Annotated in this window: 21 protein-coding genes; 10 read left to right on the top strand and 11 right to left on the bottom strand. The window is 55.8% G+C overall.

Annotated elements, in window-relative coordinates; translation table 11 throughout:
* Positions 1–40 precede the first annotated feature (40 nt).
* The 3 genes from panD to panB form a co-directional block, all read right to left on the bottom strand.
* Positions 41–421: an aspartate 1-decarboxylase gene (gene panD / locus UC14_RS07155; RefSeq protein ID WP_013576951.1), complete on the bottom strand. Its 381-nt coding sequence runs from the start codon at positions 419–421 to the stop codon at positions 41–43.
* A gap of 108 nt (positions 422–529) precedes the next feature.
* Positions 530–1384 carry a pantoate--beta-alanine ligase gene (gene panC / locus UC14_RS07160; RefSeq protein ID WP_112150944.1) on the bottom strand — a complete coding sequence of 285 codons (855 nt, stop codon included), beginning with the start codon at positions 1382–1384 and terminating at the stop codon, positions 530–532.
* A 14-nt stretch (positions 1385–1398) separates the two neighbouring features.
* Positions 1399–2193, bottom strand: a complete 795-nt coding sequence (gene panB, locus UC14_RS07165; RefSeq protein WP_013576949.1) for a 3-methyl-2-oxobutanoate hydroxymethyltransferase — start codon at positions 2191–2193, stop codon at positions 1399–1401.
* 158 nt (positions 2194–2351) lie between these two features.
* Here panB and qseB point away from each other — a divergent pair, with 158 nt between their 5' ends.
* Both qseB and qseC read left to right on the top strand, forming a co-directional pair.
* Positions 2352–3041 (top strand): quorum sensing response regulator transcription factor QseB, encoded by a 690-nt coding sequence (qseB, locus tag UC14_RS07170; RefSeq protein WP_112197465.1) that lies wholly within the window; start codon positions 2352–2354, stop codon positions 3039–3041.
* A 23-nt stretch (positions 3042–3064) separates the two neighbouring features.
* The gene (gene qseC, locus UC14_RS07175; protein ID WP_173362117.1) at positions 3065–4423 is read left to right on the top strand and encodes a quorum sensing histidine kinase QseC; all 1359 of its coding nucleotides are present in this window, start codon (positions 3065–3067) and stop codon (positions 4421–4423) included.
* 5 nt (positions 4424–4428) lie between these two features.
* Here the strand turns inward: qseC and folK are convergent, their stop codons facing one another.
* From folK to thpR, 6 genes are all read right to left on the bottom strand, one after another.
* Positions 4429–4908 (bottom strand): 2-amino-4-hydroxy-6-hydroxymethyldihydropteridine diphosphokinase, encoded by a 480-nt coding sequence (folK, locus tag UC14_RS07180; protein WP_037033383.1) that lies wholly within the window; start codon positions 4906–4908, stop codon positions 4429–4431.
* Positions 4905–6230: a polynucleotide adenylyltransferase PcnB gene (gene pcnB, locus UC14_RS07185; protein ID WP_037033568.1), complete on the bottom strand. Its 1326-nt coding sequence runs from the start codon at positions 6228–6230 to the stop codon at positions 4905–4907. Before pcnB ends, folK begins: the two co-directional genes overlap by 4 nt.
* Positions 6231–6743: 513 nt before the next feature.
* On the bottom strand, positions 6744–7619 hold the full coding sequence (gene gluQRS / locus UC14_RS07190; protein ID WP_112197467.1) for a tRNA glutamyl-Q(34) synthetase GluQRS: 876 nt from the start codon (positions 7617–7619) through the stop codon (positions 6744–6746).
* 62 nt (positions 7620–7681) lie between these two features.
* Positions 7682–8137 carry an RNA polymerase-binding protein DksA gene (dksA, locus tag UC14_RS07195; protein WP_013576943.1) on the bottom strand — a complete coding sequence of 152 codons (456 nt, stop codon included), beginning with the start codon at positions 8135–8137 and terminating at the stop codon, positions 7682–7684.
* A gap of 230 nt (positions 8138–8367) precedes the next feature.
* Complete coding sequence (gene sfsA, locus UC14_RS07200) at positions 8368–9102, bottom strand: DNA/RNA nuclease SfsA (RefSeq protein ID WP_013576942.1); 735 nt, start codon at positions 9100–9102, stop codon at positions 8368–8370.
* A gap of 48 nt (positions 9103–9150) precedes the next feature.
* Positions 9151–9693, bottom strand: a complete 543-nt coding sequence (gene thpR, locus UC14_RS07205) for an RNA 2',3'-cyclic phosphodiesterase (protein WP_112150941.1) — start codon at positions 9691–9693, stop codon at positions 9151–9153.
* Positions 9694–9789: 96 nt separating this feature from the next.
* Here thpR and hrpB point away from each other — a divergent pair, with 96 nt between their 5' ends.
* The 6 genes from hrpB to fhuB all read left to right on the top strand — a co-directional run bounded on the left by hrpB (position 9790) and on the right by fhuB (position 21374).
* Entirely contained in the window at positions 9790–12234 is a 2445-nt protein-coding gene (gene hrpB / locus UC14_RS07210) for an ATP-dependent helicase HrpB (RefSeq protein ID WP_112197468.1), read from the top strand.
* A gap of 190 nt (positions 12235–12424) precedes the next feature.
* A complete protein-coding gene (gene mrcB / locus UC14_RS07215) occupies positions 12425–15058 on the top strand; it encodes a bifunctional glycosyl transferase/transpeptidase (RefSeq protein WP_112197469.1) in 2634 nt (877 codons plus the stop codon).
* A 296-nt stretch (positions 15059–15354) separates the two neighbouring features.
* The gene (gene fhuA / locus UC14_RS07220; protein ID WP_112197470.1) at positions 15355–17577 is read left to right on the top strand and encodes a ferrichrome porin FhuA; all 2223 of its coding nucleotides are present in this window, start codon (positions 15355–15357) and stop codon (positions 17575–17577) included.
* 95 nt (positions 17578–17672) lie between these two features.
* Entirely contained in the window at positions 17673–18485 is an 813-nt protein-coding gene (gene fhuC, locus UC14_RS07225) for a Fe3+-hydroxamate ABC transporter ATP-binding protein FhuC (RefSeq protein ID WP_013576937.1), read from the top strand.
* 1 nt (position 18486) lies between these two features.
* Complete coding sequence (fhuD, locus tag UC14_RS07230; RefSeq protein ID WP_037033375.1) at positions 18487–19389, top strand: Fe(3+)-hydroxamate ABC transporter substrate-binding protein FhuD; 903 nt, start codon at positions 18487–18489, stop codon at positions 19387–19389.
* Positions 19386–21374 carry a Fe(3+)-hydroxamate ABC transporter permease FhuB gene (gene fhuB, locus UC14_RS07235; RefSeq protein WP_112197471.1) on the top strand — a complete coding sequence of 663 codons (1989 nt, stop codon included), beginning with the start codon at positions 19386–19388 and terminating at the stop codon, positions 21372–21374. Before fhuD ends, fhuB begins: the two co-directional genes overlap by 4 nt.
* Positions 21375–21477: 103 nt before the next feature.
* Here fhuB and hemL read toward each other — a convergent pair whose 3' ends face one another.
* The gene (hemL, locus tag UC14_RS07240; RefSeq protein ID WP_013576934.1) at positions 21478–22758 is read right to left on the bottom strand and encodes a glutamate-1-semialdehyde 2,1-aminomutase; all 1281 of its coding nucleotides are present in this window, start codon (positions 22756–22758) and stop codon (positions 21478–21480) included.
* A 186-nt stretch (positions 22759–22944) separates the two neighbouring features.
* Here hemL and clcA point away from each other — a divergent pair, with 186 nt between their 5' ends.
* Together clcA and erpA are read left to right on the top strand one after the other, a co-directional pair.
* Positions 22945–24408: a H(+)/Cl(-) exchange transporter ClcA gene (clcA, locus tag UC14_RS07245; RefSeq protein ID WP_041673167.1), complete on the top strand. Its 1464-nt coding sequence runs from the start codon at positions 22945–22947 to the stop codon at positions 24406–24408.
* An 88-nt stretch (positions 24409–24496) separates the two neighbouring features.
* Entirely contained in the window at positions 24497–24856 is a 360-nt protein-coding gene (gene erpA, locus UC14_RS07250; protein ID WP_013576932.1) for an iron-sulfur cluster insertion protein ErpA, read from the top strand.
* Positions 24857–24963: 107 nt separating this feature from the next.
* Here the strand turns inward: erpA and UC14_RS07255 are convergent, their stop codons facing one another.
* Positions 24964–25209, bottom strand: a complete 246-nt coding sequence (locus UC14_RS07255) for a hypothetical protein (RefSeq protein WP_013576931.1) — start codon at positions 25207–25209, stop codon at positions 24964–24966.
* Between the last annotated feature and the right edge of the window lie 122 nt (positions 25210–25331).

The raw sequence follows: 25331 nt of genomic DNA on the forward strand, positions 1-25331 counted from the left end.
CCCCCTCCCATCCTTCCCCTTCGCAGGGGAAGGCTTTTTATCAAGCCACCTGAACCGGCACGGCTTTGGCGGTGCGTTTCAGTTGGTTTTCACCTTCGAAATAGGCCACTTTCGGTTTGTGCTGGCGGGCTTGTTCATCTGACATCTGCACGTAAGAACAGATGATCAGCAGATCGCCGACACAGGCACAACGCGCTGCCGCGCCGTTGACTGAAATAATACGCGAACCGCGTTCTGCCGCGATGGCGTATGTCGAGAAACGCTGACCGTTATCAACGTTATAAATATCAATTGCTTCGTATTCCAGAATGCCTGAGGCATCGAGAAAGTCCTGATCGATGGCGCAGGAGCCTTCGTAATGCAAATCTGCCTGAGTTACGTGAACCCGGTGCAGTTTGCCTTGCAGCATTGTACGTACCATTGCGTGTGACCCTTCGTGCGTAAATAGTCTGGGAACCCGCCGGGCTGACATAGCCAAATACTGATGTTTTCCGGCGGCCAACATAGTTGCCGATTTGACCTGCGCTGTCTACTGCGTCAGATCAACCTCCTGATTATCAATCAGTCTGGCTTTGCCCAGCCAGGCCGCCATCAGGATCACCGCAGATGTGCTGTCGACGGACAACTCCTGCAAGGTTTTCGCATCACGGATAAACAGTTCGTCCGGCGTGAAACCCGCTTCGCGAAGCTGCTGCGCGGTTTCCTGCAACATTTCATCGACATGGCGCTCGCCCTGGCTCAGCCGTTCAGCCAGCGCATTCATGATTTTGTTAAGCTGGGGCGCGAGTTTACGTTCCTCGGCAGTCAGATAGCCGTTGCGTGAACTCAGTGCCAGACCGTCTTTAGCGCGCACAATTGGCACGCCCACTATCTCAATATCGTAGCCCATGTCTTCCACCATGGTGCGCAGCAGCGCCAGTTGCTGGAAGTCTTTTTGCCCGAAACAGGCCACCTGCGGCTGCACCAGATTGAACAGTTTGCTGACGATGGTGGAGACGCCACGGAAATGTCCCGGACGGCTCGCACCTTCCAGAATGGTGGAAATCACCGGCACATCAACCTGTGTTTGGGTTGCCAGACCTTTCGGATAGACTTCTGCCGGTGACGGTGCAAATACCAGATCCACGCCGCGTTTGTTCAGCTTCTCGCAGTCTTCCTGCAAGGTGCGCGGATAACGCTCGAGGTCATCCGGGCGCTCGAACTGCATCGGGTTGACGAAAATACTCACCACGACCACATCGCCGCGGGCTTTGGCTTCTTCCACCAGCGTCATATGGCCTTCGTGCAGATTGCCCATGGTCGGCACCAGCGCGATACGTTTGTTATTCTTACGAAAATCCCGGATTTCGCGACGCAGCAGCGCCACGCTGTCAATTATCAACACCAGCCTTCTCCCGATTATTTAAAGGAATGTTCTTCACCCGGATACACGCCTTGCGCGACCTGATCAACATACAAACGCACCGCGCCACGAATATCGCCTGCTTCGCTGAGGAAGTCTTTGGCGAATTTTGGCGTATGGCCGCCGGTAATGCCGAATGCGTCGTGCATCACCAGAATCTGGCCGTCGGTCACATTGCCTGCGCCGATGCCGATAACCGGAATACTGAGTTCTTCGGTGACGCGGCGTGCCAGATCGACCGGCACACATTCCAGCACCAGCAGTTGCGCACCCGCTTCTTCGAGCATCATCGCATCTTTGATCAGCTGATTGGCGGCGACTTCATCGCGACCCTGAACTTTGTAGCCGCCGAAAATATTCACCGACTGTGGCGTCAGCCCCAGATGGCCACATACCGGCACTGCGCGTTCGGTCAGCATTCTGACCGTATCACACAGCCAGCTTCCGCCTTCGAGCTTGACCATATTGCCGCCCGCGCGCATCAGCACGGCGGCGCTTTCAAACGCCTGCTCCGGCGTGGCGTAACTCATGAACGGCAGGTCAGCGAGCAATAACGCGTGAGGTGCGCCGCGACGCACACAGCGCGTATGGTAAGCAATCTCTTCTACCGTCACTGGCAGTGTGGAATCCTGACCCTGAACGACCATGCCCAGAGAATCGCCAATCAGCATGACGCTGATCCCTTGTTCCGCAAACAGCTGCGCAAAACTGGCGTCATACGCGGTAATGGTCGCAAATTTATGTTTTTCCTGCTTCCATTGGCGAAGCTGGCTCAGCGTGGTTGGTTTCATGAACACGTTCCTTTGAATAATTCATCGGATGAATACGATGCCAGTATTCTACTGTATGAGCCGAAAGTCAGACAGCTTGTTTGATAACGGGCAGGATGATCTGTGTCTTAAGAAGTGATTAAGAAGCCTCGGCTATAATGGCAAAAACGGAGGGAACCATGCGAATTCTATTGATTGAAGACGACAAGATGATTGGCGACGGCATCAAAGCCGGGCTGGCGAAACTGGGTTTTACGCTCGACTGGTTTACCGACGGGCTGACCGGCAAGGCCGCGCTTGACAGTGCGCCGTACGATGCCGTGATCCTCGATTTAAGCCTGCCGGGTATGGATGGTATGCAGCTTTTGCGTGAATGGCGAAAGGCTGGCCGGGATACGCCAGTGCTTATCCTCACCGCTCGCGATGCGCTGGAGCAGCGCGTCGGCGGGTTGCAGGCCGGTGCCGATGATTATCTGTGTAAGCCGTTTGCGCTGGTGGAAGTCGCAGCACGGTTGCAGGCGCTGATCCGCCGTCGCCACGGCGTGATAACGCCGAAGGTCACCCATGGCGCAGTGGAATTTGATCCCGCAGCCCGCAGTGTGACGCTCAACGGAGAAGCCGTGACGCTGACCCCGCGTGAAGTGACTGTGCTGGAGTTGTTTCTTCGCAACAAAGGTCGTGTGCTGGCGCGTACGCTTATTCAGGAAAAGCTCTACAGCTGGGAAGACGAGGTCAGCAGTAACGCGGTGGAAGTCCATATTCACCATCTGCGCAGCAAACTTGGCAAAGGCTTTATTCGCACCGTGCATGGCGTGGGGTACACGCTGGGGGATGAGATAAAAAAACCGGGTGAAGGAGGGGAAGCGTGAGGCGGCTGAAGAAACTGCAAAAGCTGAACAATCTGAGTCTGCGCCTGCGCCTTATCCTGCTTTTTTCCCTGCTGGCGCTGCTGACCTGGCTGATTGCCAGCGGTGTAGCGTGGCATCAGACCCGCAAACATATCAACGAAGTTTTCGATACCCAGCAGATGCTGTTCGCCAAACGTCTGGCTGCCACCGGCTTAGGCGACCGGCTCAATCTGCAAAAAGACACTGAGCTGCCGGACACTAAAAAAATGGTCCGCAAGGGCTCACGCGGCCATACCGATGACGACGCGCTGACGTTTGCCATCTTCAATCGTCACGGGCAGATGCTGCTCAATGATGGCGAGAACGGCAAACGCATCCGTTTTGACGGTGACACGCAGGGGTTTAACGATGTCGAGCTGAGAGGGGACAGCGATGTCTGGCGTATGGTCTGGCTGACTTCGCCGGACGGACAATATCGCGTCGCGGTCGGGCAGGAACAGGATTACCGCAATGATATGGCCTGGAGCCTGGTGAGTGGCCAGCTGACGCCGTGGCTGGCTTCGTTGCCCATTTTGTTACTGGCGCTGATTGTGATGGTGACGCTTGAACTGCGGCCGCTGCGCCGCGTGGCGGAAGGTTTGCGTCAGCGCTCGCCGGAAGATGCCGCGCCCATCGAGACTCATCAGTTACCCGGTGAGGTGTTGCCGCTGGCAAATGCGCTCAATTCTCTGTTTGACCGTACGAGTGAGATGCTGGTGCGTGAACGGCGGTTTACGTCTGATGCCGCTCACGAGCTGCGCAGTCCGCTGGCGGCTTTACGTGTGCAAACCGAAGTCGTACAGCTTTCCGGCGATGACGCTGAAATGCGCGACCATGCGCTGGAAAATCTGACGATCAGTATCGATCGCGCTACGCGGCTGGTGGATCAACTGCTGACACTTTCTCGGCTGGAAAGTTTTTCCACGCCTGAAGAGCTGGAACGTATCGACTGGCCTTCGCTGGTCACTCAAAGTCTGGCGGAACAGGATTACCGCGCGCACGGCAAAGGTATCGAATTACGTTTTGAACAGCAGGGCGTTCCGCCTGAAATGCGTGGTCAGTCGCTGCTGCTTTCGCTGATGGTGCGCAATCTGCTGGATAACGCGATCCGTTATTCGCCAGCCGGAACCTGCGTGACGGTGCGACTGAAACCGTGGGGAATGACGGTTGAAGATCAGGGGCCGGGCATCAGCAATGAACATCTGGCAAGGCTCGGTGAGCGTTTTTACCGGCCACCAGGACAGGAACAAACGGGCAGCGGATTGGGGATTTCGATCGTACAAAGGATCGCGCAGTTACATCATCTGAACGTGGTTTATCAAAATAGAGCAGAAGGTGGGTTGGAAGTGCGGGTAAGTCGCTGAGCGACTTACCATTGGGTCAGACCGTTAAGCGGCACGCGGGCGAGCAGAGTTTGCAAGGTTTCGCCGTCAGGGAACACCAGTTCTGGTGCCAGATCGGCCAGCGGATACAGCATGAATTCGCGGTTTTTCATGTCGTAATGCGGCACCGTTAAACGCTCGGTGTTGATCACCTGATCGCCATAAATCAGCATATCAAGATCTAACGTCCGCGGCCCCCAGCGTTCGGCTTTGCGGACGCGTCCCTGATTTTGCTCGATCCCTTGTGTGCAATCGAGCAACTCTTCCGGCGGCAGCAGCGTATCGAGCGCCACCACAGCATTCAGATAATCAGGTTGATCCTGTGGTCCCAGCGGTTTACTGCGGTAAAACGGGGATGCGGCCACAAAGCGGGTGCGCGGCAAATGTGCCAGCGCCTCCAGCGCACAGTTTACCTGGTCAAGCGGACGGGCAAGATTACTGCCCAGAGCCAGGTAAACGCGGATCATTGACCGCCATCCTTGCGCGGCGCCCGTTTACGCGGACGGCGGGTACGTGCACGGCGTGCAGGTACAGCGTCGTCACCCAACGTACCGAGCATGCTTTTCTGCGATGCCGGTGTCGCTTCCTGGAACTCGCCCCACCACTGCGCCAGACTCTGCAATTCGCGGTGCTGTTCGACTTCAGCGCGCAGTACCAGTAAATCATACGCCGCGCGGAACTTAGGATGCTCCATCAGCTTGTGCGCACGTTTGCCCTGACGACGTGACAGGCGCAGTTGCAGCGCCCAGATATCACGTACCAGCGTGGTAATACGTTTTGGAATGGCCAGCGTACGGCATTGCTCGTCGAGCACATCGTTCATTGCCAGCGCGAAGGCGTCGTAATAGGTCAGACCGCCTTCCTGCGCCAGCTTCTGTGCATGCTCGATCACCGGATACCACAGCATAGCGGCGAACAGGAACGCCGGATTGACGCGCTGATCGTTATGCAGACGGTGGTCGGTATTTTTCAGCACCTGAATCAGAATGTGTTCCATCGGGCTGTCGCCTTGCTCAGTAAACTGGCGGGCAATCAGCGGGAACAACGGCTGGAACAGCTGGTATTCACAAAGCTTTTTATACGTCTCGTAACCGTAACCGGCCTGCAACAGCTTCAGGGATTCTTCGAACAGACGCGCTGGCGGGATTTCCTGTAACAGCGTCGCCAGACGTGGGATCGGTTCGGCCGTTTCCGGGCTGATTTTCATGTCCAGTTTGGCTGCGAAACGAACTGCGCGCAGCATACGCACCGGATCTTCACGATAACGGGTTTCAGGATCACCGATCAGACGGATGATGCCGTTTTCCAGGTCGCGCAGACCACCGGTGTAATCACGTACGGTGAAGTCCGCGACGCCGTAATACAGGCTGTTAATGGTGAAGTCACGGCGCTGGGCGTCGTCTTCAATGGTGCCGAAAATGTTGTCGCGCAGCAGCATGCCGTTCACAGCCTGCTGGGATACGTTTTTATCTTCGGTTTCTTCGTGCTGTTCATGGTGACCGCGGAACGTCGCCACTTCGATGATTTCCGGCCCAAACATCACGTGAGCCAGACGAAAACGACGACCAACCAGACGGCAGTTACGGAACAGCTTGCGTACCTGATCCGGCGTTGCGTTGGTGGTGATGTCGAAATCTTTGGGTTTTTTATCCAGCAGCAAATCACGCACACCGCCGCCGACCAGGAAGGCTTCAAAGCCAGACTTGTTCAGGCGGTACAAGACTTTCAGGGCGTTTTCGCTGATATCACGACGAGAAATATTGTGCTCATCGCGGGGAATAATGGTCATCGCACGGGTTTCACCGGCGTAATCGAATGAGGGGCGCGGTTTCTGTACATGTTCGACAGAAGGGCGCGGAGCGCGCTGTATGTTGCGGTCGGCGCGCGGCTCGTTATTACGATCACCACGGTTATCGCTGCGTTCACCACGCGGCGGATAAGATGAAGAAGAGCGGCGGCTGTTGTTATTGCGGCGTTCGCCTCTGTTCGCGTTGTCTTCCCGACGGCCGCGATTTTCACGACGTTCAGGATTGTTTGCCTTCACATTGCCTTCGGCCACAGGAGACGGATCACGACGGGAATTCTCCTCGCGATTAGGTTCTCCATGAAGCGCGGCTTCGTCATGAACAGCCTTTTCTTCACGAACGACTTTATCTTCACGAACTAGCACCTTACGGCAAAAATTGGCTACTCGGGTAAAAATGGTACACCTCGATAGTGACTGAAAAAATTGACGTGACGCAAAAACAGCGGCTAATCATAGCTCACGACAGGCGCTTTGAGAATGCCGAAGTCACATCTGCTATGCATTAGCGCTCTGACGCGGTATCGCTGATGGTGTCCAGTGCGTTGTCGCCCAGCGTAATAATAAAGGCAAAGTATAATCCTGCCAGTTTTCCGGCAACGTTTGCCCTAAAAATTTCAGCGCCTTAATGATAACCGGTCGCGGATCGCCTGCGGGCAGTGCCGGCGCGTGATTCTGCTTGGAAAGCTTGTTGCCTTCTTCATTCACCGCCAGTGGCAAATGCAGATATCCCGGCTGCGGATAACTCAGATGCCGGTACAGCGAAATCTGGCGCACGGTCGGTTCAATCAGATCCGCGCCGCGCACAATGTGATTCACGCCCTGAAAATGGTCATCGATCACTACTGCCAGATTATAGGCAAACAGCCCGTCGCGGCGACGGATAATAAAATCTTCTTCGGCCAGTTTAGGACTGGCCTGTAAATGCCCCTGAAAATCATCGTCAAAACCGTACACCGGCAACGTCTGATGCAGACGTATGGCCGCATTTTTCGGGCTGAGTTGCAGGCTGCGGCAGTGGCCGTCATAGGTGCCACCGATTTGCGCAATACGCTGGCGGGTACAGGTGCAGTAATAACTTTTTTGCTGCTGATACAGCCAGTCCAGCACGTCGCGGTAAGCGCCGTGACGTTTTGACTGCCAGAGTACATCGCCATCCCATTCCAGCCCGTAACGCTCCAGCGTTCTCAGGATACGGTCAGCAGAACCGGGGATTTCACGCGGCGGATCGATATCGTCAATGCGCACTAACCAGATACCGTTTTGTGAGCGGGCATGCAGATAACTGCCGAGAGCGGCGATCAGGGAACCAAAATGAAGGTCACCGGAAGGTGAGGGGGCGAAACGGCCTGTGTAGTGTTGTTCTTGCGGCATACGAATGGGGACAGCGTTAAAAGGGAACGCGGTGCATGACGCACCGCGTGGAACCCGGGGACTTAGCCAGCCATCTGCTTTTCGCGGATTTCTGCCAGAGTCTTACAGTCGATACACAAATCAGCGGTAGGACGGGCTTCAAGACGGCGGATGCCAATCTCAACACCACAGGAATCGCAATAGCCGAAATCCTCGTCTTCCACTTTTTTCAGTGTTTTTTCAATCTTTTTGATCAGCTTACGTTCACGGTCACGGTTACGCAGTTCGAGGCTGAATTCTTCTTCCTGAGCGGCACGGTCTACCGGATCAGGGAAGTTTGCGGCTTCATCCTGCATGTGTGAAACGGTACGATCGACTTCATCCCTGAGCTGATTGCGCCATGCTTCAAGAATCTTTTTGAAGTGAGCCAGCTGAGCGTCGTTCATATACTCTTCGCCCGGCTTCTCTTGATACGGCTGCACCCCAGCGATAGCGAGAATGCTCAAGGACGACGTCTTACGGGTTTGGCCTTCTTGCATGATGCTTCTCCTACATAACACGCACTATGTTCATCCACTTTTCCCGTTCCGGCATAGCCGCAACGTACAGGCTTCGAACATTTCGATCCCCAACGGGGGAAAAAATCAGGCCGCTATAAATAACAGAAGGCAACGAGGTTGGCAATTATTCATCGCAGGTGCTTGACAAGCCTGTGAGGAAAAGCGTATTCGCGACCTGTTTTTTATGCCGCCGACAGGTTATTACAGGGTTATCCGAACTCTTTATGTTCACTGGCTGATATTGCCAGCAGCGGTAACCTTTTTGTGAGGCGCATACCCTCAGCAGAAAGTTCAGCACTGTAGCACATCACTTCGACACCCTTGTTTTGGACATACTTCAGTAAATCGGTATAACGCGGATCAATATGGTGTGCAGCGGATACGCTTTCAATACCTGAATGTAAAACAGCGAAGAAAAGTACCGCCCGCTGCCCCTGCTCTGCCATCGACTGTAACTCGCGTAAATGCTTCTGACCGCGCAGTGTGACTGCGTCGGGGAAGAATCCCAACCCCTCCTGCAGCAACGTGACAGACTTCACTTCAATATAGCAGTCCGGTTGATTTTCTGCCTGTAACATCAAGTCTATACGGCTGTTTTCGGCGCCGTATTTTACTTCTGTTGTTAATTTACTGTAACCGGATAATTCCGGTATTTGCTGTTCATTGATTGCCTCACGGACCAGTTGATTGGCCCGCAGCGTATTGACGCAAATCCAGTGTTTTTGTTGGGTTTCGGTCAGTTCCCAGCTGTGTGGATATTTACGTTTGAGATTGTCCGAGGTGGAATACCAGACGGTGTCGCCGGGAGTCGCGCAACCGGTCATCGCGCCGGTGTTGGCGCAGTGCAAGGTCAGTTCCGTGCCGTCCGGCGTAATCACGTCAGCGAGAAACCGTTTGTAACGTTTGATCAGCGTAGCCGATTGAAGCGCAGGCTCGAAGTGCATGAAAGTTTCCGTGTGAAATGTTCTTGTTAAAAAGAGGGCTAAAAGAGATCAGGTAGCCTGCGTATCGCCCAGCGGCCAGGTTTGCAGACAGTGATAACGGGTGCGCCCCCGCTCAAACAGGGATTCGTACAAACTGAATTCTGTGGCGTCCAGTTGCCAGCCAGGTGTGGCCGGAGGAACCGCGACCGGACGGGTCGCATTGCGGTACAGCGACACATGCGGATGAAACGGCAGTGTACTCTGATGACAACCGTTGCGCGCAGCGTGAGATCGCAATACGGACGCCAGTTGCAACAAGGCATTGGGCGCGCGTTTTGTGCCAATCCATACCACGCCGGAGCCCGGCCAGTGGCCAATATCATCCAGTACTACGCTGAATTTCTGTCCCTGAATGCGCCCGGCGACGCGGGTCAGCGCGGCCTCTTTGAGGGCGCTGACTTCACCGAGAAACGCCAGCGTAATATGCAGATTAGCGGCTGTGACGGGGCGGCCAGTGTCCGCCGGGAAGTGGTCCGCGCGCCACTTAATCACCTGCTTTTGCATTTTTGCGGGCAGCGATAAGGCGAAAAACAGGCGGCGTTCGGCAGACATAGAGATTCCTGTGAAGACAAATCACGGCAACATGCCGGATGTGGGGCTAAATGCTACAATGCCCGCCGTTTAAAGTTAACTCTCATGGAGCATTCATTGTCTTCTTTGCCGGTCAGCGCCGTACTCGAACCGCTTTTAGCTGCACTGCAACAGGCTCAGCAGGTGCTGTTGCTTGCGCCAACCGGTGCCGGTAAATCCACCTGGCTGCCGTTGCAATTGCTGAAACAGGCCAACCTGTCGGGTAAGATCCTGCTGCTTGAGCCGCGCCGTCTGGCGGCGAAAAATGTCGCTTTCCGTCTGGCGCAGCAACTGAATGAAACGCCGGGGCAGACAGTGGGGTATCGCATGCGTGCAGAAAGCAAAACCAGCGCGGCGACCCGTCTTGAAGTGGTGACCGAAGGCATTCTGACCCGCATGGTACAGGCTGATCCCGAACTGACCGGCGTGTCGATGGTGATCCTCGATGAATTCCATGAGCGCAGTTTGCAGGCCGATCTGGCGCTGGCATTGTTGCTCGATGTGCAGAATGCGCTGCGCGATGATTTAAAAATTCTGATTATGTCGGCCACGCTCGACAACCTGCGCCTGTCTTCTTTACTGCCGGATGCGCCGGTGATTGAATCCGCAGGCCGCAGTTTTCCGGTCGACAGGCAGTATCTTTCTCTCGCGACACACGAACGGCTGGATGAAGGCGTGGCGCGGGTAGTCAGCCGTCTGATGAGTGAAAATCACGGCTCGATGCTGCTGTTTTTACCCGGTGTGGCGGAAATCACCCGTGTACAGAATTTGCTGACCGGCAGACTGACGGACGACGTCGATCTCTGCCCGTTGTACGGTGCGCTGTCGCTGGAACAACAGCAAAAAGCCATTCAGCCCTCACCGGCCGGACGCCGCAAAGTGGTGCTGGCGACGAATATTGCTGAAACCAGTCTGACCATCGAAGGTATCCGTCTGGTGGTCGACAGTGGTCTGGAGCGCAGCGCGCAGTTTGACCCGCGCAGCGGCCTGACGCGGCTGGTAACACAACGTATCAGCCAGGCGTCGATGACCCAACGTGCGGGCCGTGCAGGTCGTCTGGAGCCGGGCTTGTGCTGGCATCTTTTCAGCAAAGAGCAGGCGGAACGCGCCAGTGCTCAGGCGGAAGCCGAAATTCTGCAAAGCGACCTGAGCAGTTTCTGGCTGGAGTTGTTGCAGTGGGGCTGTCAGGATCCGGCGCAACTTCAGTGGCTGGATGCGCCGCCTCCCGCTTCGCTGTCTGCCGCAAAAAATCTTTTACAGCAGCTTGGCGCAACCGATGCGCAGGGCAAACTCACCGCTGCCGGACAACGCATGGCCCGGCTTGGCTGTGAGCCGCGGCTGGCGGCGATGCTGATTGCTGCCACAGCACAAAGTCCCGATGCGCTGGCAACGTCGGCGCTGCTGGCGGCAATGCTTGAAGAACCGCCACGCGGCGGGTTACCGGATATGGATTACTGGTTAAGCCGCCCGCAGGGAAACTGGCAGCGGCGGGCAAAACAACTGGCGCAGCGCACCGGCGCGAAAAGCGGTGAGCCGGATGCTTCGCTCGCGCCGTGGTTACTGGCGCGGGCGTTCAGCGATCGTATTGCCCAGCGTCGCGGCGAAGATGGCCGTTATCTGCTGGCGAACGGACTGGGGGCGTCCTTGCCGCAGGATGACGGATTAACCCGCGCACCGTGGCTGGTCGCGCCGCAGTTATTACAGGGCAACAACAGCCCGGATGCCCGTATTTTGCTGGCGATCACGCTGGATATTTCGCAACTTCCGTCGCGCCTGCCGGATGTCGTCAAAGAACAGACGGCGGTAGAATGGGATGAGGAAAAAGGCACGCTGCGCGCCTGGCGCCGCTGGCAGATCGGGCGTCTGGTGCTGAAAGCCAATCCGCTGGCAAAGCCGGACGACGGAGAGCTGCAACAGGCGCTGATCGACTGGATCCGCACGCAGGGTTTGCAGGCGCTGAACTGGTCGGTCGCCGCGGAGCAATTGCGCGTGCGGCTTCTTTGCGCCGCAAAATGGTTGCCGGAAGCCGACTGGCCTTCGGTTGACGATCAGGCTTTGCTCGACGGTCTGGAACGCTGGTTACAGCCTTCTTTACAGGGTGTTCGTTCGCTGAAATCGTTGCAGCAGGTTGATTTACATGATGCCTTGCTAAGGCTGCTTGACTGGCAACAGCGTCAGCGTCTGGACAGCGCGTTGCCGACTCATTACACCGTGCCGACTGGCAGTCGTCTGCCAATCCGTTATCATGCAGACCAGCCACCGGCGCTCTCGGTGAGAATGCAGGAGATGTTCGGCGAGCAGCGTAGCCCGCAACTGGCGGAAGGGCGTGTTGCTGTGGTGCTGGAACTGCTGTCACCGGCACAGCGGCCGTTGCAGATCACCGCCGATCTGGCGGCATTCTGGCAGGGTTCTTATCGTGAAGTGCAGAAAGAAATGAAAGGGCGCTATCCGAAACATCCGTGGCCGGACAATCCGGCGCAGGCATTGCCGACGCGCCGTACCAAGAAGTCTTCAGCGCCATGATGAAATGTGCATGGAAAGAACAATTTTTCAGACATTTCTTCTGGGCGAAACATAAAGCGGGGCACAGAGTAAGCGCCTTGCGGCCTGAACTTCAGGCCAGATAGACTATCCATTTGAAATCAAAAATGAAAATGACTCAGCTAAGCAGAATCATTATGACGAACACAGCAGCACGTTGGGAGATTGACTGATGTCTGGCGATGATCGCGAGCCGATTGGCCGTAAAGGTAAACCTGCCGGGCGCAAGCCTGCGCGGGCTCGTCCCGTTCGCCGTAGCCGCCGGGATGACGACTACGAAGAATACGAAGAGGAAATCGATGACGAGTATGAGGATGATGATGACTACGAAGAAGAACGGGAGTCACGCATGAGCCGTAAAGCCCCGCCGCGTAAAGCGAACAAAGGCGGGAAGAAAAGCGCCAGGCGCCGTCTGTTCTGGTTATTAGTCAAACTGTTTGTCGTCTTCCTGATTTTGCTGGGGATTTACGCGGTTTATCTCAACAAGCAAATTCATGACCGCATCGATGGCGGCAAAGTCTGGCAGTTACCTGCGGCAGTGTATGGTCGTCAGGTCAATCTTGAGCCGGACATGCAAATCAGCAAAGCTGAAATGGTCGGATTGCTGGAAGGCACGCAGTATCGCGAAGTGACGCGCATAACCCGTCCGGGCGAGTTTACGGTTCACGCGAATTACATTGATTTGCTGCGCCGTCCGTTTGATTTTCCGGAAGGAAAAGAAGGGCAGGTCAACGCCCGCCTGATGTTTGACGGCAACAGTCTTTCCGAGATTAAAAACCTGGATAACCAGCGTGATTTCGGTCTGTTCCGCCTCGATCCGCGTCTGATCACTATGTTGCAGGCGTCTAACGCCAACGGTGAACAGCGTCTGTTCGTGCCACGTTCCGGCTTCCCTGATTTGCTGGTCGATACGCTGCTGGCCACGGAAGACCGTCATTTCTATGAGCATGACGGTATCAACTTCTATTCCATCGGTCGTGCCGTGGTGGCTAACCTCACCGCCGGTCATGCGGTGCAGGGGGGATCAACGCTGACGCAACAGTTGGTGAAAAACCTGTTCCTGACCAACGAACGTTCGCTGAGCCGTAAAGCGCGTGAAGCGGTGATGGCGATCCTGCTGGATGCAGATTACAGCAAAGACCGCATTCTTGAGCTGTATCTGAACGAAGTGTATCTCGGCCAGAGCGGTTCTGATCAAATCCGCGGTTTCCCGCTGGCAAGCCTGTATTACTTTGGCCGTCCGGTGAACGAACTGAGTCTGGATCAGCAGGCATTGCTGGTGGGTATGGTGAAAGGTGCCTCGCTGTATAACCCGTGGCGTAATCCGCAAATGGCCTTGCAGCGTCGTAATCTGGTGCTGCGTTTGCTGGTTGATCAGAAAGTTATCGATCAGGAACTGTATGACATGCTCAGCGCGCGTCCGCTGGGCGTGCAGCCGAAAGGCGGGGTGATTTCGCCGCAGCCTGCGTTTATGCAGATGGTGCGTCAGGAACTGCAGGCTAAACTGGGCGATAAAGTTCAGGATATGTCCGGGGTGAAAATCTTCACCACGCTGGATCCGATTTCTCAGGATGCGGCGGAAAAAGCGGTCGAGGAAGGCATTCCGTTACTGCGTAAGAAAAGCGGTTTGAATGATATCGAGACGGCGATGGTGGTGGTTGACCGTTATACCGGTGAAGTGCGGGCGATGGTCGGCGGCGCGGAAACGCAGTTCGCGGGCTTCAACCGTGCGATGCAGGCGCGACGTCAGGTCGGCTCGCTGGCGAAACCGGCGACCTATCTGACCGCGTTGTCTCAGCCGGATAAATACCGGCTCAATACCATCCTTGCCGATCAGCCGCTGACGTTGAAACTGGCAAATGGTCAGACATGGTCGCCGAAAAACGATGACCATCAGTTCCGCGGTCAGGTTCTGTTGGTGGATGCCCTGGCGCGCTCGATGAACGTCCCGACAGTTAATCTGGGGATGGCTGTTGGTCTCGACAACATCACCAAGACGCTGATTGATCTGGGGATCCCTAAAGAGTCGCTGAACCAGACGCCATCAATGTTGCTGGGTGCGATTGCGTTAACGCCAATGGAAGTTGCGCAGGAATACCAGACCATTGCCAGTGGCGGCAACAAAGCGCCACTGTCTGCGGTGCGCTCGGTAATTGCGGAAGACGGCACCGTGCTCTATCAGAGCTTCCCGCAGGCTGTGCGCGTGATCCCTTCTCAGGCAGCGTATCTGACGTTGTATGCCATGCAGCAGGTAGTGCAGGAAGGGACCTCGCGCGCGCTGGCGAACAAGTTCCCGAAACTGCATCTGGCGGCGAAAACCGGTACGTCGAACGAACTGCGTGACAGCTGGTTTGCCGGTATCGATGGCAATCAGGTAGCGATCACCTGGGTAGGCCGCGACAACAACGGCCCGTCCAAACTGTGGGGTTCTACCGGTGCGCTGGTGCTTTACGGACGGTATCTGGAAAACGGCACACCTCAGCCCCTGGATCTGCAAATGCCGGAAGGCATCAGTACGATGAATATTGATGGCAGCGGTAACTTTGTCTGTGGCAACAGCGGCGGCTTGCTGGGCGGCAGTGGCGCGGTGCGTTCAATCCCGGTCTGGACTGATTCGCCGGACGCCATGTGTCAGGCTTCTGTGAGCGCTGTTCAGCAACAGCAACAACAGATCCAGCAGCAACAGCAACAACAACAACAACAGCAGCAATCCGGACAGCAGCAACAGCCACAATCTCAGGATGAGAAGAAAGACAGCAACGGCGTGGCGGGCTGGATCAAGGATATGTTTGGCTCAGGCAACTGATAATTAATTGATTTCGTAAAGCTAAAAAGGGCGCAATGAAAATTGCGCCCTTTTTTATTTGTCATTCTTAATCCAAATTTACCTACCCCATTTCACATTTCCAGCAAGCAAGTCACATTCATTCCCGTTTAATTTATAAGCGTTTTTACCCACATTTAACATGAGGATACTTTTTATTCATTCGGAAAAGCCATGCATTAAATAGGCTTGCAGCCGCGTAAGCATTGAGCATAATATGCAACGTTCATAATAATAATTATCGTTTACATTCCCATTACTCTTCCAGAGATTATGCAATGGCTTCTCAATGCTCGCTTTCAACTTCAGTCCAAAAAGGTGCATTTAAGCGCCGGACGTTAGCTTTAACCCTCGCCGCTGCGCTCGGCTCTGCCGCGTTTTATGCGAGTGCAGCCACCACAGCCCCGGCAAAAGAAGACACTATAAACGTGACCAGCTCGGCGATGGCCGAAGCGGCACCCGAATCTGCGTGGGGGCCGGCGGCCACTATCGCGGCAAAACACAGCGCGACCGGCACAAAAACCGACACGCCACTGGTGAAAACGCCACAATCTATTTCCGTGGTGACCCGTGAAGAAATGGACATGAAACAGCCTGCTTCAGTAAAAGAAGCCTTAGGCTACACGCCGGGCGTTTTCGCCAGCCGTGGCAGTTCTTCCACCTATGATGCGATCGCTATCCGCGGTTTCACATCGGTGAACACCAACCAGTATCTCGATGGCATCAAACTTCAGGGTGACAACTATTCTGAAGTGTCGATGGATCCGTACATGCTCGAGCGTGTTGAAGTGCTGCGCGGGCCGTCTTCCGTTCTGTACGGTAAGAGTAATCCGGGCGGCGTAGTCAGCATGGTCAGTAAACGCCCGACCACTGAACCGCTGAAAGAAGTGCAGTTCAAAATGGGTACAGACAACCTGTACCAGACCGGTTTTGATTTCAGCGACGCCATCGACGACGCGGGCGTGTATTCCTACCGTCTGACCGGCGTGGCGCACAGCCAGGATACTCAGCAGGAGATGGCGAAAGAGAAACGCTACGGTATTGCGCCGTCTTTCACCTGGCGTCCTGATGATAAAACCAACTTCACTTTCCTGAGCAACTTCCAGAACGATCCGGATGCCGGTTTCTACGGCTGGTTACCGCGTCAGGGCACCGTGGTGCCGTATTACGACGCCAACGGTAAAGCACACAAGTTGCCGACCGACTTCAACGAAGGCGAAGAAAGCAACAAGATGTCCCGCAACCAGAAAATGGTCGGTTACAGCTTCGAACACGGCTTTAACGACACCTGGACCGTACGTCAGAACCTGCGTTACACTAAACTCGATACCCAATACAAAGGCGTTTACGGCACCGGTTATGTCGGGAATGGCGTGATGAGCCGCGCGTACGTTCAGTCAAAAGAGAAACTGGCTAACTTCGATGTGGATACCCAGGCGCAGGCTAAATTTGCCACCGCAGATGTCGATCACACCTTGCTGATGGGTGTGGATTACATGCGTATGCGTAACGACATTGATGCCGATTATGGTTCCGCCAGTAATCTGAACATGAGCAACCCGCAGTACGGCAACAGTAATGTGTCCTTGTACTTCCCGTATGAAGTTCTCAACCGTCAGGAGCAAACCGGTCTGTACGCACAGGATCAGGCGGAATGGAACAAGTGGATCCTGACCGTCGGCGGTCGTTACGATTTCGCAAAAAGCTCGACGTTTACCCGTTCAAGCAACAGCGCTACGCAAATTAATGACCAACAGTTTACCTGGCGCGGCGGTCTGAATTACCTGTTTGATAACGGTATCTCCCCGTACTTCAGCTACAGCGAATCCTTTGAACCGACAGCGGGTTCTAACAAGGATGGGAAGCCGTTTGATCCATCAATCGGTAAACAGTACGAAGCGGGTGTGAAATACATTCCGAACGATCGTCCGATCAGTCTGACGGCAGCCGTATATCAGCTGACGAAAACCAAAAACCTGACCAACGATCCTACCGATCAGACGAATACCTTCAGCGTTCAGTCAGGTGAGATTCGTTCCCGTGGTCTGGAACTGGAAGCGAAAGCCGCACTCAACGCCAACATCAACATGACGGCGTCTTACACCTATACCGATGCGAAGTACACGCACGACCTTGCTTATGAAGGCAAGCGTCCTGCTGAAGTGCCTGCGAACATGGCATCACTGTGGGCGGATTACACCTTCCACGAAACTGCACTGAGCGGCCTGACTGTGGGTTCCGGCGTTCGTTACTTCGGTTCAACCTCCAGCTTCTACACGACGGGCGATAAGACTAACGAAGCCTTTAATGTTGCCGGTTACACACTGGTTGATGCGACGATCAAATACGATCTCGCACGCTTTGGTCTGCCGGGCTCTTCCGTTGGCGTGAACGTCAATAACCTGCTGGATCGCGAGTATGTGGCAAGCTGCTACCGCGATTACGCCTGTTACTGGGGCGCGGAGCGTCAGGTGGTTGCCACCGCAACCTTCCGTTTTTAAGAGTCTTCGAATAGTCAGTATGTAAGCACTAAAATCCGGGCACGCAGGTCGTGCCCGTTTCCTGTTCTCAACCCGATGTCGACGTAGAAAATCTTATGCCTGATAACAACGTACATCCGTCTTCCCCGCTGCCAGACAGCGTCTTCCGCCTGCAGGACGTGAGTTTCAGCGTCCCGGGACGCACGCTTCTCGCGCCATTATCCCTGACCTTTGCGCAGGGGAAAGTGTGTGGCCTGATTGGTCACAACGGGTCAGGAAAGTCGACGTTATTAAAAATGCTCGGGCGGCATCAGGCGGCGACATCCGGAACGATTTACCTCAATGACACGCCGCTGGCGCAGTGGGACAGCAAAGCCTTTGCGCGTCAGGTTGCCTATTTGCCGCAGCAGCTCCCCGCCGCAGAAGGCATGACCGTGCAGGAACTGGTGGCGATTGGCCGCTATCCGTGGCACGGCGCACTGGGTCGTTTCAAACATCAGGATAAAGAAAAGGTCGAAGAAGCCATTGCGCTGGTCGGCCTCAAACCGTTCGCCCGGCGTCTGGTGGACAGCCTCTCCGGCGGCGAACGTCAGCGTGCCTGGCTGGCGATGATGGTGGCGCAGGACAGCCGTTGCCTGCTGCTCGATGAACCGACCTCTGCGCTGGATATCGCCCATCAGAAAGATGTGCTGGCCTTGATCCAGCGTCTGAGCCGTGAGAAGGGCTTAACCGTGATCGCCGTGCTGCATGATCTGAACATGGCTGCCCGCTATTGCGATCAACTGATGGCGCTGCGCGGTGGTGAAATGATTGCCCAGGGCGCGCCGGAAGAGATGATGCGCGGCGAGGTACTGGAACAGATTTATGGCATTCCGATGGGTATTCTGCCGCATCCTGCGGGTGGCGCGCCGGTGAGCTTCGTATACTGATATGTCTGATATTTCAAATTTTTCCGGAATCACCCGTCGTCGTCTGTTGCAGATGATGGCGCTTTCTCCGTTGCTGACCTCGGTGCCTGCGCTGTCGGCATCGCGTCCCGATCTCAGCCGCATTATTGCTCTCGAATGGTTACCGGCTGAACTGTTGATCGCACTCGGCGTGATGCCGCTGGCAATTGCCGATATCCGTAATTACAACACCTGGGTGGTTGAACCACCGCTGGCACCGGGCGTGATTGATGTCGGTCAGCGTACCGAACCCAATATGGAACTTATCCAGCAGCTAAAACCTTCGCTGCTGCTGATCACCGCCGGTTATGGTCCGACGACCAGTCAGCTCGAATCCATCGCGCCGGTTCTGGGTGTCAAAGCCAATGACGGTTCGGCAAAACCGCTCAATCTGGCCATCAGTTCCCTGCATAAACTGGCGGATCGTCTCGGTTTACAGGATCGCGCCGAAACGCATTTGCAGCTGTACCGTGACACGCTGTTGCAAACCCGCGAACAGCTGAAGCCGGTCGCGCAGCAGCCGCTGCTGTTAATCACCTTTATTGATACGCGCCACGTTCTGGTGTTTGGCATGGGCAGCATGTTCCATGAAGTGATGGGTGAGCTCGGGCTGACCAACGCCTGGGCCGGGGAAGGCAGTTTCTGGGGCAGCGTATCGGTCGGCGTCGAGCGCCTGACCAGCATTAAAAACGCCCGCGTGTTGTGTTTCGAACACGACAACGCCGACATGATGGAGGCAGTAGCAAAAACGCCGCTGTGGAAATCCATGCCGTTTGTGCGCGCGAACCAGTTCAGCATCGTGCCCGCCGTCTGGTATTACGGTGCAACCTTCAGCGCGATGAATTTCTGTAAAATTCTCACCAGCACTCTGGGGAAACCGGTATGAACCGCCGTTCACTCAGCGTTTCGCTGACTCTCCTTATACTTCTGGCGCTGGCCGCCGGTGTGCTCAGTCTCTACAACCTGAATCAGCAACTGCCTTATGCGCAGTGGCGCGGGGCGTTGTGGCAGCCTGATATCGATAATGTCCAGCAGATGCTTTTCCATTACAGCCTGCTGCCGCGCGTCGCTGTGGTCTTGCTGGCCGGTGCCGGGCTGGGGCTGGTTGGTTTGCTGTTCCAGCAGGTATTACGTAATCCGCTGGCAGAGCCCGCGACGCTGGGTGTTTCGGCAGGCGCGCAGCTCGGCCTGACGGTCGCCACGTTGTGGGCACTGCCGGGCGGGATGATCACCCAGCAGTTTGCAGCCATGGCTGGCGCGGTGGTGATTGGTGCACTGGTGTTCGGCATCGCCTGGGGCAAACGCATGTCACCGGTCACGCTGATCCTCGCCGGTCTGGTGCTGGGCTTGTATTGCGGAGCGGTGAATGGCCTGATTGGCATCTTCAACTACCAGAACCTGCAAAGTCTGTACATGTGGAGCAGCGGGGCGCTGAACCAGCAGGACTGGGATATCGCGAACTTCCTGCTGCCGCGGGTGATTATCGTCTGGCTGCTGGCGTTTCTGTTGCAGCGTCCGATGACGCTCCTGGGGCTGGATGATGGCGTCGCCAAAAATCTTGGCCTCGGCCTGTCAGCGGCGCGTCTTGCTGTGCTGACGCTGGCGATTTTAATGAGTGCGCAACTGGTCAATGCGGTCGGGATCATCGGTTTTATCGGCCTGTTTGCCCCGCTTCTGGCGAAAATGCTCGGTGCACGTCGTCTGGCTGCACGGCTGATCATTGCGCCGGTTATCGGTGCGCTGCTGCTTTGGCTTACCGATCAGGTGATGCAAACCCTCACCACATTTTGGATGGAGATTCCGACCGGTGCCGCGACAGCGCTGGTGGGCGCGCCGCTGCTGTTATGGCTGCTGCCGCGTTTACGCAATAACATGACACCGCCGCCAATGGATCAGGGCGATCACGTACCGGTTGAACGTCAGCATCTGGTGCGCTGGGTGTCACTGGCGCTCGCCGTGCTGTTACTCGGGCTGATGGTTGCACTGATGGCCGGACGCAATGCCACTGGCTGGAGCTGGTCCACCGGTGCAGATTTACAGGCGCTGCTGCCGTGGCGTTTGCCGCGCGTGATGGCGGCGCTGGCTGCGGGTATTATGCTGGCGTCATCCGGTGTGCTGATCCAAAAACTGACCGGTAATGCGATGGCCAGCCCGGAAGTGCTGGGGATCAGTTCCGGTGCGGCGACCGGCGTGGTGGTGATGATGTTTATCGTCCCGGGCGATGCCTTTGTCTGGCTGCTGCCTGCGGGCAGTGCGGGTGCGGCGCTGACGTTGCTGGTGATTATGGTGGCCTCGGGGCTGCGAAGTTTTTCGGCCGAACGTATGTTACTGACCGGTATCGCGCTCAGTACCGCTTTCACCACGCTGATGACGTTGCTGCTGGCGAGCGGCGATCCGCGAATGGGTGGCCTGCTGACCTGGCTTTCAGGTTCAACCTATTCCGTATCCGCTGAAGCCGCCTGGCGAACGCTGATTCTGGCCGGGGTGCTGATGGTTCTTGTGCCATTCTGCCGCCGCTGGATAAATATTTTACCGCTGGGGAGCGTGACCGCGAAATCAGTCGGACTGGCGCTGACGCCTACCCGCCTGGCGATTTTACTGCTGGCGGCGGTGATGACGGCGGCGGCAACGCTGACTGTCGGGCCGCTGAGTTTTGTCGGGCTGATGGCACCCCATATGGCGCGCATGATGGGCTTTCGCCGGGCGGTTCCGCAGTGGATGGTCGCCAGTATTCTCGGCGGGTTGCTGATGGTCTTTGCGGACTGGTGCGGACGGATGATCATTTTCCCGGATCAGATCCCGGCTGGTCTGCTCGCCACCTTTATCGGTGCGCCGTACTTTATTTATCTGCTGAGAAAGCAGGCGGGATAGAGAATTTCAGCCAATAGAAAATAGGGATGTTAGAGCAGATTTTTCTTTGGACGCGGCCTTAGTTCCTCCCCTTCGCAGGGGAGGGAGCGGACTTGACTGGCGCTTAAAGCTTAGCGAAACAACGTCGTGCGGCATCAATCGTGCGCTGAATATCTTCCGGCGTATGCGCGAGAGACATAAAGCCTGCTTCGAAGGCGGAAGGGGCCAGGTAAACGCCTTCTTCCAGCATCAGATGGAAGAACTTTTTGAAACGCTCAACGTCGCATTTCATCACGTCCTGATAGCAGGTCACGGTTTCTGCATCGGTGAAGAACAGCCCGAACATGCCGCCGACGTGGTTCACCACGAACGGAATATTTTCTTTCTGCGCCGCGTCCAGCAAGCCTTCGGCCAGTTGGGTGGTGCGTTCGGTCAGGGTCTGATGTACGCCCGGTTGCGCGACCTGCGTCAGGCAGGCAATACCGGCCGCCATGGCAATCGGGTTACCGGAAAGCGTGCCTGCCTGATAAACCGGACCGGTCGGTGCCAGCGCTTCCATCACGTCGCGGCGTCCGCCAAATGCGCCCACCGGCATGCCGCCGCCGATGATTTTACCCAGACAGGTCAGGTCAGGCATCACATCGTAATACTCCTGAGCACCGCCCAGTGCGACGCGGAAACCGGTCATCACTTCGTCGATGATCAACAGTGCGCCAAATTCATCACAAATTGCGCGCAGACCCGGCAGGAATTCCGGTAATGGCGGCACGCAGTTCATGTTGCCTGCGACCGGCTCCACGATGATGCAGGCGATGTCGTCAGGGAATTGCTCGAATGCAGCACGGACGGAATCGAGATCGTTATAGGTACAGGTCAGCGTATGTTTGGCGAAATCAGCCGGGACACCCGGCGAGTTCGGCTGGCCGAGGGTCAGCGCGCCGGAACCGGCTTTCACCAGCAGGCAGTCGGCGTGGCCGTGATAGCAGCCTTCGAATTTAACGATTTTATCGCGATGGGTGAAACCACGCGCCAGACGGATCGCGCTCATCGTCGCTTCGGTGCCGGAGTTCACCATACGCACCATGTCCATGCTAGGCACCAGGCCGGTCACCAGCTCGGCCATTTTCACTTCCATCTCGGTCGGTGCACCAAAGCTCAGGCCGCGCTCAGCCGCCTCAATCACCGCATTGCGGATTTCGGCGTTGTTATGGCCAAGCACCATCGGTCCCCATGAACCCACGTAGTCAATGTAGGCTTTACCATCGGCATCAAACAGGAAAGCGCCGTCAGCGCGCGCGATGAATAAGGGGACGCCGCCAACGCCGGAGAAGGCACGTACCGGCGAGTTAACACCGCCCGGGATTAGCGCTTGCGCCTGCGTGAACAGACTTTCTGACTTACTCATTATTCGGCTCCTGAATTGCTGGGTTCAATATGTCACGGAAAGATTTATGCGCCCATTCTAGTGAACTGAGCGGCGTTATCAAACCGCTAACCGTGCGGCATTTTGTTGCAGATCCTGTCAGGACGGCAATTTGTATGATTAAATCCATCCATCTTCCATAACATTTTTTATATTTCCCTTTCTGAGATGAATGAATCAGACACTGAAATTTTAGCGGATGCGCCCGTGCGCGGCCCGCGCAAACGCAGCGAAATCCTGCGCCTTTTACTGCGTCGTGATAAAACGCCGGTCACCATTTTGCTGGTCGCCGCAGTGGTCGGTACGGTTGCCGGCTTACTCGGCGTGGCTTTTGAGAAAGCAGTGAACTGGGTGATGGCGGTCCGGCTTGCCGGGCTGGGCGTCTTCAATGATTACTGGATCCTGCTGTGGCCGCTGACATTTGTGTTTTCTGCCGCGCTGGCGATGGTCGGCTATTATCTGGTCCGGTGTTATGCGCCTGAAGCGGGCGGTTCGGGGATCCCTGAAATCGAAGGCGCACTGGAGGAATTACGGCCGGTGCGCTGGTGGCGGGTGATCCCGGTGAAATTCTTTGGCGGCATGGGCACGCTGGGTGCGGGTATGGTGCTGGGAAGGGAAGGGCCAACCGTGCAGATGGGCGCGAATGTCGGGAAAATGATGGTCGATATTTTCCGGCTGCGCAGCGCGGAGGCGCGGCATTCGTTGCTGGCTACCGGCGCGGCGGCCGGGCTTTCTGCGGCATTTAACGCACCGCTCGCCGGTATCCTGTTCATTCTCGAAGAGATGCGCCTGCAGTTCCGTTACAGCCTGATCTCGATAAAAGCGGTGTTTATCGGCGTGATCATGTCGAGTATCGTTTTCCGTATTTTTAACGGCGACGGCGCGGTGATTGAAGTCGGCAGGCTGGCGAGTGCGCCGCTCAATACGCTGTGGTTGTATCTGGTGCTGGGCATGGTCTTTGGTGTGGTCGGCGTCAGTTTCAATGCGCTGATTTTCCGCACACAGGATATGTTTGCCCGTGTGCATGGCGGAAATCTGCGAAAAATCCTGATCATCGGCGGCATGTTGGGCGGATTCTGCGGCCTGCTCGGGCTGGTGCATCAGGAAGTCACCGGTGGCGGATTTGCGTTGATCCCGCTGGCGGCGGCAGGAAAATACAGCCTGATGATGTTGCTGGTGATCTTTGTTGTCCGGGTGGTGACTACGCTGCTGTGCTTTGCCTCCGGCGCACCGGGCGGGATTTTCGCTCCGATGCTGGCGCTGGGCACTTTGCTCGGCACCGCATTCGGCACCGCCGCGCTGGCTTGGTTTCCGCAATATGATATTCAGCCTGCCACCTTTGCCATCGCCGGGATGGGCGCGTTATTTGCCGCCAGCGTGCGTGCACCGCTGACGGGTATCGTGCTGGTACTGGAGATGACCGATAATTATCAGCTGATTTTACCGATGATCATTACCTGCCTGGGCGCGACCCTGCTGGCGCAATTTCTGGGGGGTAAGCCCTTGTATTCCGCCATATTGACCCGCACCTTACAGAGGCAGGAACGTGAGAACGCGGAAAAAGCGCAGGGTGAGATCGCCGCTGAAGGCATCAATAAGCAGGACAGCGCAGCCAAAAATGCCCATACTTGAAGCATTAACTCAGGTATAAGATAATGAGTATATTATTCAGACAGTCAATCCGGCGGCCTGAACAAATGCGGATTGGGAGTGAGAAATTATGAGTGAAGCATTGTTGAATGAAACAACCGCGTTGCCGTTACAGTTTACTGAGGCCGCGGCGCGTAAGGTGAAAAACCTGATTTCCGACGAAGAAAACCCGAACCTGAAACTGCGCGTGTACATCACCGGTGGGGGTTGCAGCGGATTCCAGTACGGTTTCACCTTTGACGACAAAATTAATGACGGCGACATGACCATCGAAAAAGCCGGTGTGGCGCTGGTGGTTGACCCGATGAGCCTGCAATATCTGGTTGGCGGTTCGGTGGATTATACCGAAGGTCTGGAAGGTTCACGTTTTGTGGTGACCAACCCGAATGCAAAAACGACATGCGGTTGCGGTTCTTCCTTTAGTATCTAAATATCCGTCTTAAAGAAAAAGCCCGTTTGCTATGCAGACGGGCTTTTTTTATGTTGAAACCGTCGGTGTGAACAGGGTGCTCAGGTAAGTGAGCATTCACAAGGGGGTTACCATTCGACAGTCACCAGCTTCGAACCGATGCTAATTCCCGGCACGGCATTAATCATGATTTCGCTGATATGCGGTTGCATCATCGTGTGGCTGGCGCAGATGACGGAAGTGCCTGTGCGCGCAGCATCAATCTTGCAACCCGGCAGGATGGTCAGGCTGACGCCAATCTGACCGCCCGCCATGCCCGCAACAGCCGACAGCGGGATCAGTGCGAGCAGCGCACTGAGTAAAAGAGCTTTCATTATTGTTATTCCTGCTGGTGTAGTTCAACAAAATCAGCCTGGCTGAAAAGGTTATCGGTCTAAATTTTACGGCCTTTAATCCAGATTTCTTATGATCGGGAAATAAGTCACGTTTTTATCGT

The organism is Rahnella sp. NRRL B-41462, assembly GCF_003263525.1.
Lineage (GTDB): Bacteria > Pseudomonadota > Gammaproteobacteria > Enterobacterales > Enterobacteriaceae > Rahnella > Rahnella aceris.